Below are 12,433 nucleotides of genomic sequence, written 5' to 3'. Positions count from 1 at the left end.
TCCTTACTTAGCAGCTTCTACTGGAATAGAGCCAGGAAGTTGTTCTTATTTGAAACCACTGAATAACGCTCAACAATAGTTTGGCGAGCCGCTTTTCCCTGCCGTGCCCGCAATTCACCGTCTACTAGCAAGCTGCGCAACGCAGTGTACCATTGCTCGTCGGTGGAACAGATAAATCCATTGGTGCCATCCTGTACCACTTCTGTATTCATGCCTACCGGCGACACTAATGCGGGCACTCCTAATGCCATGTATTGTAATGCCTTAAAAGCACATTTACCTCTCGCCCACGGATCATCCACTAGCGGCATCAGTCCGACATGAAACTGAAGCAAGTCCTGGATTTCGGTGGCTTTGCGCCACGGGGTGTAGTGTAGCGCTCGTAGGTTAGTATACTCAGGCGGCTGATTGGATATGACATGAAACACGAAGTTGTGGCCTTCCCTTTCAAGTCGTTCCAATACAGGCCACACTATATCCAAATGGCGCAGGGTAGTATGGGTACCCGTCCAGCCAATGACCGGCGTTGGGGCTGCATTCTGATCTTGCACTTGGTTATGCAAATGCTCAGTATCGAGTGTAGTTGGGTTAATAATGGCTCTAGGGTTAAACTGACTGGCATAATCGCGCAGATAGGCATTGCCACAGCTGACTTTATATGCCCAACGGCAGATGCTCCCAACTTTTTGCTGCCATTTGAACTGGCTAATGAGCGTGCGCTCTCCCGCCGGGTCCTTCATCCAGATTGCATCATCAAAATCATAGATGATCCGCTTTCGTAACACATTCGCCACGATCCATTCAAAAACCGGTGGTCCGATGGGAGTTGCTTCCCTATGTATAAAAACGAAATCGTAGCTAGAGACTGAAAACAACAAATCCAAGCGCCGTAAAAAGCCCCCAGAACGCCCATCACCTTTTCTAGCTGATGCCCAGGCTTATATAAGATGGCCCAAGCGCTTGCCGAGATAAAGGGAGCCAAGGTATAGTAGTGGCCTGCTTCCTTTAAGAATTCCAGATATTGCTCAAAGCGAAACCGTTGGGAGGGCGCCTGCCCGTGCGGATAAGGGATAACAAACAGAATACGCATATCAAAAATTAAGACGCTATTACCGCCCTTAGTACACTTTGCAGATTATTCGTTAGCCAACTCAGTGTTTGCCAAATGAGAAGCTCAACGCTAGAGAGGAAACAGAACTGGTAACGGCTAGGCAGCTTGGGGGGCAAAAAACTTAGCGTAGGCCTGCTTAGCAAGATCTAGTGAGCGGTGACGCTCTGCCAGTTTCACAGTGTGTTGTCGGTAGTCAGGGCTCTGTAAAAGAGCTGCAATCTGCTTTATCGCTGCCGGAACGCTTGCGGGTTGGTCGAGATTGAAGACCGCTCCTCCTCCCTCCTGCCGAATGATAGCGCTATCGTCGCCAACTCCTTCCGTTAATAACACCGGCAATCCGGCTGCCCAATACTCACCCACTTTGATAGGCGAGCAGAAAAGCCGGCAAGGCGCAGGCTTAATGGGGGCAAAAGCAAAGTCGGCAGCCGACAAATACCCTGGCACATCAGCGTGGGGGGCTTTTGTTACAAACACCTGTGTCTCCGTAAATTTAACTTTAGCTAATTTGGCCCGCACCTCACTTTGTATATTCGGTGTAAGAATAATCAAGCGAAAATCAGGTCCAAAATGGTCAGCAGCAGCTTTGAAAAGATCAAAAGCTTCAGCGTCGTAATAAATATCGCCAAACTTACCCACGTAAACCCCGACAGGAGCAGTAGCTGCGAACCCTAGCTGCTCACGTATCTGCTTGCGCTTTGCTTGATCGTATTTGAACGTCGCAACATCTACCGAGCAAGGTACCGTAACGATACGTTCGCCAGAAACTCCCTCACGGATAAGCTGCTGTCGGTAATTCTCGGCCACAGGCAACAAGCCAAGAGCCAACTGTTTTTGCTTTTTCTCCCAATAACGCTGAAATAAATAGCGCGGATCATAGGATTTCCACACGCCCGACTCCAGCATGTAGTCGGCGTGGGGCTCAAATGACTCGACATAGAACGGAAGCTTATTCTGTTTCCACACCAGATACGCCAGCGCGCCAGCTGGTGCGCCTCGGGCCAATAAGAAATCGCTTCTATGCTGGGTGGCCAGCCCTACTAGTTTCTGAGGAAAGCGCAGAAAATCGTCTGTTTTAGTAACCAGCACATTTCGCCCCGGCTCCGAGATTAGAGGCGCGTATTCTACTTTGTCGGCCGCAAAAGGCGGATTAAATACGGGTACCTTCCCATCTCGCTCAATAGTTACGAGCAAGATAGACTCTATATCAGGACGCTGTATTAGCAGTTGTAAATGCGGAAAAACGGTAGAAACAGTAAGTGAATCGTCTAGTCCCCAATAACTCAAAAATAGAATGCGCATTCAAAAAGGAAAATGACGAAGTGTGAGCGTCAGGTGCGAATCTTCTTTAACCATTCCACCGCGCGTAACCCAATCAAACAGCGAATCAAAAGAGTTACCGCCTGACCTCTCGGCAGATTAGGCGCAGCACGGCGTGCATAACCCATTGCTTCTTTCCGATGATCATCGGCATAGGCATGGATGGCACAAAGATAATACACTCGTCCTATCAGCATCCGCCGTTGCTCTGGCGTCAGCGTCACACGAGCCAGCATCCAATCTAATGCTAACTGCAGCTTCCTGACTAAGGTGGAATTGTCGGACCGCATAGAACGCGCATCATGGTCGTTCATCGTAAGCGTCACCGCATCCACAATGTAAACCTGATCCCGCTGCATATTCTCCAGCATAAACATCCAGTCTTCCACAGCCGCGTAGCGTCTATCTTCCTCGAAGAGTCGTAAATCAGAGTTCTGACGACGCACGCAAATATTACAAGCTAAAGCGTTGCCTCGAACAAAGAAATCTAAGCCATACCATCCTTCAGTAACAGTAGCTAAATCGCTGTCAGCTAAAATACCATCGCGATCAAAGTTGTATTTCGTGGCAATAAAGTTTGGAGCTCCAAGACGTTGAATTGTAGAATAAAGAACCGCAAGATGATCCGGAAGCAACAGATCGTCCGAGTCCAGAAATAACACATACTCTCCTTTAGCGCGCAGGAAACCATAATTGCGAGCGGCTCCTCTTTCCTCATTTAGCTTAGGCAGATATTGAATACGGGTATCTGATAGAGCAGCTACTCTTTGGCTAGTATCATCAGTACTACCATCATCAATAATTAAAACTTCCCAAGCAGCAAACTCCTGTTTCTGTACCGACTTTATGGTCGGGGTTATAAAACCAGCCCTGTTGTAAGTAGGAATAATAACGCTGAAGAAAGGATTATTTGATGTATTACTTTCCATTAAAGGGAATTGACATTCAACAAGAAGAATAAGATTGGTTGAGCATCGTACTTTTTAAGCGGAGACGTACATTTTGCAACTTAACGTAGATATCATTAACCAAGCAGAAGTTCTGCGCCAATGCGTATACTTTTTAGTACAACCAAAGTAACACCAACTATTAAAACAGTACGTAACGCAATCTTCCAAACGGGTAGTTTAAGTAATGACAGCACTTGTAGATCAATCAGGAAAGTAGCTAATAAGCTGCCTAGGCCAAAAAGCAATAAGGCTAAATTTAAATCATGATTAAGTAAGCCAATAGCCAGTCCAAGTGCACGCATCACTAGTAGAAATATGTTACTCCAAAGGATATAACGCTGCTTATTCATTACGGTATAAATTGGTGCTGTAGCCTGCGACATTAGTTTGAATACATAGTAATAACCTAAGTACCCAGTGTATACACCAGCCATCTCCCAGCGTGCTCCAAATACCAACTTAAACAGTATATCACCATATACTGTTATCAGTCCAAATGGAATTAAACCTAAATACAATAATTTATTGTATAAGTCTAGTGTAAGAATTGGGAGGCGTTCGGGTTCTTTGGAATTTACCTCTGTTGCTTTCTGCCAAAATACAGGTAAAACAGCGTTTCCAATTAAATTTATGGGTATTTCTAGTAAGGCTACTGAAAAGGAATAAAGCCCAACTGGTGAAGGCCCAAATCCTGTAGTTAATGCAAAAATAGGCAGTTGTGTAGAAAGTACATTAATGAAGCTTGCTGGAAGAAAATAAAACGGAAATTCACGATACTCTACCGCAACAGAACGGATATTTTTCCAAGAAAAATTTTGCCATAATAATCCAAACGAATATCGAATTGTACCACTTAATAAACTAATTGTGCTGGTTAGACGATTAAAGAATTCACCTAATAGTAATCCAACAACATTACCGCCAAGTATTAAGCCATATAAAATAGTAAATCCACGGCCGGCCAAGGCTGTGGTCACATCAACGGTAGTACGTTTAATAAATTGCTTTTCGCGTAGGTACCAACCACTCATAATATTATTAAGATTGAATAACAACAAAATAACAGGCAAAGTATAAAACCAATTTCCTATACCTTCTATATTTAAATAATGTATGATATATGAACCGCCTATAATTAATCCAATTGCTAGTAGAAAACATGTAAAAAAAGCTAAAAATACAGTAAGCTGAACTAAATTAATAAATTTCTCTTTTGTTTTAGGTTGTAGAAAAGCAGCAGTATACGTAAGTGTAGCAACCATACTTAAGTTGCTTGCCAACGAACTAAAAACTGCGAATTGGCCATAGGCAGACGGAGGGTACAAGCGTGACATAATTGGCGTTAGAAGAAACCCAATTAAAGTTACTGCTGCTGATCCTGATAATGTTACTGCAAAATTCTGTGCAAATGATCCTTTCTGCAAAAAAGCATCTATATTATTTTTTACAAATTGCTGGATATGCTGTTTCAATTATTTAAAGAATAGGTCGTTATTGTTTAAATACCTTACTAATTTCTTTTTCTTTATACAGAAATTCAATTAACCGATTGGCATTTTGAGAATCTAAAAAAAGATCACAGATAACAAATGCTGACTTTATCGGATCTTCATTAGGATTGTGTATATACCCAGTGTCAAATCGTTCAGGATCTTGATATTGGTTCCATCCCATGTTGTTAAAAAAGTCTCTTTTAGCGGGACGTAACGGACGCTTTATAGATTCAATTGTATTACGAATAACCTCACCAGTGCTTCGGCGTTTGGGATTAGTAATAAAGAACTTTGTGATGCGATTATATTCTGCCATACGGTCTTTTTTAGTCATTCGATTAAAATTGCCGTTTGGATTACTTATGTGCATGCTTAATACAGCAGTGCACCAAGCGATATTTACATTTAGACTAGTAATACGATATACAAATTCCAAGTCTACTAAAACTACACCGGTATTGAACATACCTGTAAGTGCTAACATGGAGCGACGAATCAAAATAGGTAAACCAATCATCCAAAAAGGGGTACCATGCTCTAACCAACGCTGATAATCCTTAGCTGGATCTTCCTTTATTTTTGCAAATGTTAAATCATTAGATTGAGTAGCTGCGTTATATCCCATTACAACATCAATCGCAGGATTTTTGATCATAAAGCTAGCGGCCTCCCGAATAGCCGGATAATAAAAGGCGTCATCATCAGTAATGAGTTTGATAATCTCTCCCTGGGCCATCAGCATGCATTTATTAAATCCGTGCGCCTCACCTTTATCGCGCTCGGAGATGAATTGCTGAATCTGCCCGGCAGCATATAAACTTTGTAGATACTCGGCCGTTCCATCCTTACTGCCGCCGTCCGCCACGACGATCTCTTCATCTTCCTGACGGGCCGCCATCAACCGCTCCAGCACCTGCTTCAGGTACGGCAGTTTATTGTAGGTGGTGAGAATATAGGAAAGAGTGTAAGTTGCCATAATGCGAGAAAATCTGTGGTTTGGAGCAAGTCATTGTTATATCAACAACCTTTAATAATGATTGCTTATTACTGTACGGAGGACTTGCTCGACTAAATCTGGGTCAGCAGTAATATCTGCATAGTTATGCTCTACATTTAACGGTGAACCTAATTTTGAGGGAACAACAGAGTAAAATACACCGATACTAGATGCCATTGAAAGGTAACTTGGATTCAAATATGTTTCACTCATCATCTCAATAACGTTAGTTCCGGGTGTCATAAACATTAAGTTGGTCATATTTGCCCCGTGTATCCCAATCATTATTGATGTTTCATACATTGTACGAACCTGTTCGACAAAGCTGAGACCTTCGAAGTAGATAGTTTCAAAGCCATAGCGTTCGAGCACTTTCAATACTTCACTTTCATTAGTTAGATGTCGCCATTGCTGTCGATTCCGCGAGACGTAAATACGGCGTGTTGCCTTGAGGGATGGGAAAAGGTAAGAATGCAGATAAGTCATTATGGCTTCACGCACCTCACGTACCAATGAAGGAACCATATATCCATGGCGACCTGGACGAGCTGGCATCCAAAGGTCTCTTATATGTACTATATCACTTGGTCCTAGAACGAATGTATTCTTAAAGCCGAGCGCGTCAACAGTGTAAGTAACATATTCTGGCGGCGTTGGTCCGGGCAATAATATTAAACAGTTGGGCTGTTGCTTACTCAGAAGCATCAGGCGTGGTAAAACTTCAGCGATCCAATGAAAATAATTACCTGACCAACTATCAAAAGCGAGTCCTACAGGGCCCGCTTTTAATTCCGGAGCGTTACGGCTGCTCAGCTGTCTTAATAAAAAAGTGCCTGTGAACTCCGCCTCCATACGCGGTTGTGGCAAACTGGATACCAATACTCTTAATCCTTTTAATACAGTGCCATTCCATGCCACATTTACATTTTTTACACGGTATATTACTTGTCGAAAATTAGGCGTTACTTCAGTAAATACCTCTTTATAAAAATGTATAAAGTTTGCCGGCACCATTGAGATATTCGCTGGTAAAGGACAAATAGCATCAGTAGGAACAGGCGCTATTTCATATTCTGAAGCTTGTATTGGATCGCTTAAAGCTTGTCCTATTTTACTTAATCGGTAATCAAAAACCTTTTTAACTCTTTGATATCTACTAGGACGCGGACGAGGAGGGGTAGCCATTGTATTATGAGGCTATAAAGTATATGCCTCCAACTTACCAGTCGGAGGCATATAGGTGACAGTATTCGTAATAAAACTAAATAGTGCTAACTATCTACTCATGATAGTTGAACACTTTGTGCCCACCTTTCATCAAGTAAGCATCCCGTTTGAATAAATTCAGGTCTGCTTGCATCATGTCTTGAACAAGAGCTGGCAAATCGTAGGTGGGAGTCCATCCCAGCTTTTGTTGAGATTTGGTAGGGTCACCAATCAATAACTCCACTTCTGTTGGGCGGAAATACTTCGGATCTACTTCTACCACCACGGTCCCTTCAGCTACTTGATAATCAGGATTATCGCAACGCACCACTCGAGCCTTTTCATTTGCTCCTTCACCCTCGAAAGCTAACTCTATTCCTACTTCCTCAAAAGCCATCTTTACAAAATCGCGCACGGTCGTAGTGACACCTGTAGCAATGACGAAATCTTCGGGTTCGTCTTGCTGTAAAATTCGCCACATGGCCTCTACATAGTCCTTCGCATGCCCCCAGTCACGGCGTGCATCCAAATTACCTAAATAGATTTTCTGTTGTAATCCCATCGCGATACGGGCAGTACCACGCGTTATCTTACGTGTTACGAAAGTTTCCCCACGCAACGGGCTTTCATGGTTGAACAGGATGCCATTACAAGCGAACATGCCATATGCCTCTCGATAATTTACGGTAATCCAATAGCCATAAAGTTTGGCTACTGCATAAGGTGAACGAGGGTAAAAAGGCGTAGTCTCCGATTGTGGTACAGCTTGTACTAAGCCATATAATTCAGATGTAGAAGCTTGGTATATACGCGTTTTTTTTGTAAGTCCTAAAAGACGCACAGCTTCCAGAATACGTAGCGTACCAATACCATCTGCGTTTGCTGTGTATTCAGGTGTGTCAAATGAAACCTTAACGTGAGACATTGCCCCAAGATTATATATCTCGTCTGGCTGTACCTCTTGAATTATACGGATCAGGTTGGTTGAATCGGAGAGATCACCATAATGAAGCTTGAAGCGAACATTATTATCGTGTGGGTCTTGGTAGAGGTGGTCAATCCGATCGGTATTAAACAACGACGAGCGTCGCTTAATCCCATGAACCATATAGCCTTTCTCTAGCAGAAGTTCAGCCAAGTAAGCACCATCTTGTCCGGTAATACCAGTTACTAAGGCTACTTTCATATGAGCATTTTTTGAATTAGATACCAAATTTCTTTTTTACGATTTGTAAAGCGGAGTAAAATCTAGGAGAAGCAGCAAAAGTACTCTCTCTCAGTCATGTAACCAAAATAGGGAATTCTCTTTCTTATTCTCCACCTAAGTAGTGACCGCCGAATACGATTGTTTAATGCTTTATGTTACAGGTTTACAAGCGTTTTCACTATAAGACTTTCTTTACCTCATCTTTGCGATAGAGGTATTCGACTGTATGAGTTTTGTTATAGTTTTCCATAAATTCATCAGCCACTTTAAATGCCTTGTTAATCATTTTCTCCATGCTTTCCCCAGATATAATGTTAGAGCTATCATAGCCAGTAGGCACTGTTTGGTTACCATTATATTGCTCCCACTTAAATACTTCAAATAGCCTGCGCTTTATAGGACGTATCGGAGCTTTCAACATTTCGATCCAGCCAGACTTGTATCGCACGAAATCTTGGAAACTGTCCCCAATGGATTTATCGTAGTAGAAGCGCATACGGTCTGCTTCCAAGTCACTAGCACTTCGCCCTGCCCGTTGATTCATCACCCGAAAGTTACTTTGAGGATTTTCGATGCGAACACTTAGCATCGCTGTGCTCCAAGCAAGATTCACATTCAGGCTGGTAATTCGGTATGTAAACTCCGTATCCACTTGTACAACGCCGGTATGAAATAAGCCCGTAATTGCTAACGATTTACGCCTTATTAAAAAGGGTAAACCAATCATCCAAACTACTTCTTTGCTATCTAACCAGCGGCGGAAATTATTGGCCACATCTTCATATATAGTGGCTTGGGCTAAATTCTCCAATTGAATAAGTCCCGTGTTCCCCGATAGCACATCTATCTCAGGGTGTGCTAACATAAACTGTTTACTCTCCCGAATAGCCGGATAATAAAAGGCGTCATCATCAGTAATGAGTTTGATAATCTCTCCCTGGGCCATCAGCATGCATTTATTAAATCCGTGCGCCTCACCTTTATCGCGCTCGGAGATGAATTGCTGAATCTGCCCGGCAGCATATAAACTTTGTAGATACTCGGCCGTTCCATCCTTACTGCCGCCGTCCGCCACGACGATCTCTTCATCTTCCTGACGGGCCGCCATCAACCGCTCCAGCACCTGCTTCAGGTACGGCAGTTTATTGTAGGTGGTGAGAATATAGGAAAGAGTGTAAGTTGCCATAATGCGAGAAAATCTGTGGTTTGGAGCAGCGGAAGGCCAATCTATATCTTCCTACAAAGCCTCATTGCTAGACTTAATACCCTAGCTGCTTTGCATACTCCAACATTTTCGCACGAGGCCGAATTTTGATAGGACGTGCGGGTACTCCCACGTATATAGTCCAGGGCTCAGTGTCCTTAGTTACAAGGGAGCAGGCTCCTATCACACTGCCTTCAGCAATCGTCACGTTGGGCATAATTACCACATTAGTGCCGATACCAGAAAATTTGGCGCAACGAATGGTCCCAAAGTCTACGGTGTCTCTGTATTGCTCAGGCGCAGTCACACTTGTAAAGCCATCACCCATAAACCGATCTGAACCGCAAATAAGGCGGCTACCAGCGGCTATAGTCACAAAGTCTTCTACTATGAGTGTACTCTGCGCGCCACCTATTACTGTGATATAGGGTGACAGATGGGTATAATCGCCAATCTGTGCGGCAGTTGTTATGTACACGCCTGAGTCAATTGCTACATGGCTACCTAATGTTACCAAGTGAGGCCGGCGTATTTCAACATTAACACTTACAAACACATCTTCACCACATCCCTTTAACAAGGACTTATCATACTGAGCGGATTTAACTGGTATCCTGTGATCACTCATGGTTAGCGAAGGTTGTATTCTTGATTAATGGAAGGTTGCGATTGGTTTGAGGATAAACTAACTTCTTACTTACCTCTTTGACATTTAGTAAGGGAATGCCGACTCGTAATAGGCAATCGTATTGGTAATACCTTGCTCGAAGTCAGTAAATTGAAATTCAGGAAACACTTGCCGAAAGCGAGTATCATCCATTACTTTCTTTGGGGCGCCATCAGGCTTACTATGATCCCATACTACATTGCCTTGATAGTCGAACTTTAACTGAATAATATCTACCAGTTCTTTTACACTAAGACCATCGTTTTGAGCTAAATTCAATGGTTTTTCTAGGCCAGGCCTATCAGGAAGCAACATAATTTCCCATACCAGGCGGGCGAAATCACGAGCGTATAACCACTCTCGAATGGCAATACCTGTGCCCCATATAGGCAATTCAGGTTGCTTTATTTTTTCAGCCTTTACAAACTTTGATACCAGGGCATTTAGTGCGTGAGCCTTATTAGGGTCAGTTGAATCATGAGGACCATACATATTGGGAGTAAGCAAATTGATACTGCGCACTGCATACTGCATCTGGAAGCTTTCAGCAACTGTCCATAATAAGCGCCGCGTTGAGCCATAGGCCAACACCGAGCGATGAATATGACCGTTCCACCACTCCTCTTCGCGATAGACTTCAGCATTACCTGGGTAAGCACAGTTTGCAATGGGGTTTATTACGATAGCCAATGGACAAGCAATAGCCACAGCCTCATACATGCCCATAATCATGCGTGTATTGTCAGCGATGACAGTTGCAGCCTGCTCCGTCACATAATTAAGACTGCCTACATGCGCAGCACAGTTAATGATGAACTTAGGACGATGCTTACTTAAGAACTCTGTTACCTGCCGTGTATCACGCAGATCTAAACCAGTGCTCCGCGAAGCTTGAATAGGCTCAACCCCGTTTTCACGCAACACCTCTACGACATTGCTGCCCGCGAATCCGTTGGCTCCAAATACTACTACTTTCATTTTACCAGCCTTTTTTAATCGTATTAATAATATATTCTATTTGGTCCGGTAGAAGTGCATCGTGTAGAGGAATGTGAATCTGCGTTTCGTCGAAGCGACGCTGGTTGGTTAAATCCATTTTTTTTCCTCCAAACAGAGTATTTTTATCTATGCCGTCGTGTACAACTGAGCTAGCAATTCCTTTAGCTTTTAATGCTCGAATGAATTCTAGACGGTTCTCTACGTGGAAGCCAAATAACCAATGTGCACTTTCACGATCCATCTTGTGCTCAAAGAGTGTAACCCCGCTAACTTGGCTCAGCCCATCATGGTATTGACGAACCAGCCGCCTCCGGTACTGCATACGCTCTTCAAAGCCTTCCAAATTAGCTAAGCCCAACGCAGCAGCGTAGTCGCTCAAATGATACTTATATCCGACGTCCGTTAAATCATATACTCGTTCACCTATTTCAGATACTGGCGAGTGAGCCCGGTCAATACCAAACCAACGGCGCCGAAATACTTCACGGGCATTCTCTGAGCCTGTGCAGCATAAGGCACCACCATCGCCTGTAGTCAGGTGTTTTATAGCTTGAAAAGAGAAACAGGTGAAATCAGATATTGAGCCAATTGCTCGACCCTTGTAGGTAGCTCCTGGAGCATGAGCAGCATCTTCAATTACAATTAAGTTGTATTGACGTGCTAAGGCATGGATCTCATCCATATCGCACGGGTAACCACCCCAGTGCACTGCCATTATAGCTTTCGTACGTTCTGTAATCTTACCTTTTATTGATGCTGGATCAATATTGCCAGTCTCATACTGAATATCAGCAAAAACCGGAGTAGCTCCCTCTTGTACAACTGAAATAGCGGAAGCAATGAATGTCTGGGGGGCCATTATCACCTCATCACCATGACCAATACCTGCTACGGCCATAGCTAAGTGAAGAGCACTAGTACCACTGTTCAAAGCTGCTGGATTTACCATACCTAGCTCTGAAGCTAGACGCGCTTCAAACTCTTTTACTAGTTTTCCTTCACTCAGGAAAGTAGTACTTAACACTTCCGAAACCCTTGACTGAGCTGAGGGGTGAACGAAAGTATTGAACATTGAAATATTCCCCATTGTAATGGATATATCTAGTTGGCCAGCCATACCTATTCGAGCTTAATATGAGCCCGCAAAAGTAATTGTATTCTGCCTAACTCATTTGATATATCTGATTCATCTGCCAAAACACTATCAAAGCCTTCGGAAAAATTATATAATAACAATGTATAATCTTATTAGATACTTTTCTTCACAATTATTAAATGCGCA

At 43.2% G+C, this 12,433-nt stretch carries 11 protein-coding genes; all 11 read right to left on the bottom strand.

What is annotated here, in order from left to right:
* Positions 1-17: 17 nt before the first annotated feature.
* The 11 genes from G7064_RS16445 to G7064_RS16395 all read right to left on the bottom strand — a co-directional run bounded on the left by G7064_RS16445 (position 18) and on the right by G7064_RS16395 (position 12,268).
* Complete coding sequence (locus G7064_RS16445) at positions 18-785, bottom strand: glycosyltransferase family 4 protein (protein WP_240935545.1); 768 nt, start codon at positions 783-785, stop codon at positions 18-20.
* Positions 786-1,207: 422 nt separating this feature from the next.
* Entirely contained in the window at positions 1,208-2,014 is an 807-nt protein-coding gene (locus G7064_RS16440) for a glycosyltransferase (RefSeq protein ID WP_166074438.1), read from the bottom strand.
* A gap of 425 nt (positions 2,015-2,439) precedes the next feature.
* Positions 2,440-3,357 (bottom strand): glycosyltransferase, encoded by a 918-nt coding sequence (locus tag G7064_RS16435; protein ID WP_166074437.1) that lies wholly within the window; start codon positions 3,355-3,357, stop codon positions 2,440-2,442.
* A gap of 95 nt (positions 3,358-3,452) precedes the next feature.
* Entirely contained in the window at positions 3,453-4,850 is a 1,398-nt protein-coding gene (locus G7064_RS16430) for a lipopolysaccharide biosynthesis protein (RefSeq protein WP_166074436.1), read from the bottom strand.
* 19 nt (positions 4,851-4,869) lie between these two features.
* On the bottom strand, positions 4,870-5,847 hold the full coding sequence (locus G7064_RS16425) for a glycosyltransferase (RefSeq protein WP_166074434.1): 978 nt from the start codon (positions 5,845-5,847) through the stop codon (positions 4,870-4,872).
* Positions 5,848-5,898: 51 nt separating this feature from the next.
* Positions 5,899-7,053, bottom strand: coding sequence for a glycosyltransferase family 61 protein (locus tag G7064_RS16420; protein WP_166074433.1), 1,155 nt, complete (start codon positions 7,051-7,053; stop codon positions 5,899-5,901).
* Between the two features lie 94 nt (positions 7,054-7,147).
* Complete coding sequence (gene gmd, locus G7064_RS16415) at positions 7,148-8,260, bottom strand: GDP-mannose 4,6-dehydratase (protein ID WP_133273806.1); 1,113 nt, start codon at positions 8,258-8,260, stop codon at positions 7,148-7,150.
* 199 nt (positions 8,261-8,459) lie between these two features.
* The gene (locus G7064_RS16410; protein ID WP_166074432.1) at positions 8,460-9,467 is read right to left on the bottom strand and encodes a glycosyltransferase family A protein; all 1,008 of its coding nucleotides are present in this window, start codon (positions 9,465-9,467) and stop codon (positions 8,460-8,462) included.
* Positions 9,468-9,540: 73 nt separating this feature from the next.
* Positions 9,541-9,702 (bottom strand): acyltransferase, encoded by a 162-nt coding sequence (locus G7064_RS23310; RefSeq protein WP_410505557.1) that lies wholly within the window; start codon positions 9,700-9,702, stop codon positions 9,541-9,543.
* Positions 9,703-10,197: 495 nt separating this feature from the next.
* Complete coding sequence (locus tag G7064_RS16400; RefSeq protein ID WP_166074430.1) at positions 10,198-11,130, bottom strand: NAD-dependent epimerase/dehydratase family protein; 933 nt, start codon at positions 11,128-11,130, stop codon at positions 10,198-10,200.
* A gap of 1 nt (position 11,131) precedes the next feature.
* Complete coding sequence (locus G7064_RS16395) at positions 11,132-12,268, bottom strand: DegT/DnrJ/EryC1/StrS family aminotransferase (RefSeq protein ID WP_166074429.1); 1,137 nt, start codon at positions 12,266-12,268, stop codon at positions 11,132-11,134.
* Positions 12,269-12,433 lie beyond the last annotated feature (165 nt).

This window comes from Hymenobacter sp. HDW8 (assembly GCF_011305775.1).
In the GTDB taxonomy this organism is placed as follows: Bacteria; Bacteroidota; Bacteroidia; order Cytophagales; family Hymenobacteraceae; genus Hymenobacter; species Hymenobacter radiodurans.
Note: the sequence above shows the minus strand (reverse complement) of the source record. Positions and strands in the feature narration are given on the sequence as shown.

Coding starts and splice junctions, on each gene's coding strand:
- G7064_RS16395 (WP_166074429.1), bottom strand. CDS start 12,268: ATGGCTGGCCAACTAGATATATCCATTACAATGGGGAATATTTCAATG.
- G7064_RS23310 (WP_410505557.1), bottom strand. CDS start 9,702: ATGCCCAACGTGACGATTGCTGAAGGCAGTGTGATAGGAGCCTGCTCC.
- G7064_RS16420 (WP_166074433.1), bottom strand. CDS start 7,053: ATGGCTACCCCTCCTCGTCCGCGTCCTAGTAGATATCAAAGAGTTAAA.
- G7064_RS16435 (WP_166074437.1), bottom strand. CDS start 3,357: ATGGAAAGTAATACATCAAATAATCCTTTCTTCAGCGTTATTATTCCT.
- gmd (WP_133273806.1), bottom strand. CDS start 8,260: ATGAAAGTAGCCTTAGTAACTGGTATTACCGGACAAGATGGTGCTTAC.
- G7064_RS16425 (WP_166074434.1), bottom strand. CDS start 5,847: ATGGCAACTTACACTCTTTCCTATATTCTCACCACCTACAATAAACTG.
- G7064_RS16410 (WP_166074432.1), bottom strand. CDS start 9,467: ATGGCAACTTACACTCTTTCCTATATTCTCACCACCTACAATAAACTG.
- G7064_RS16440 (WP_166074438.1), bottom strand. CDS start 2,014: ATGCTGGAGTCGGGCGTGTGGAAATCCTATGATCCGCGCTATTTATTT.
- G7064_RS16400 (WP_166074430.1), bottom strand. CDS start 11,130: ATGAAAGTAGTAGTATTTGGAGCCAACGGATTCGCGGGCAGCAATGTC.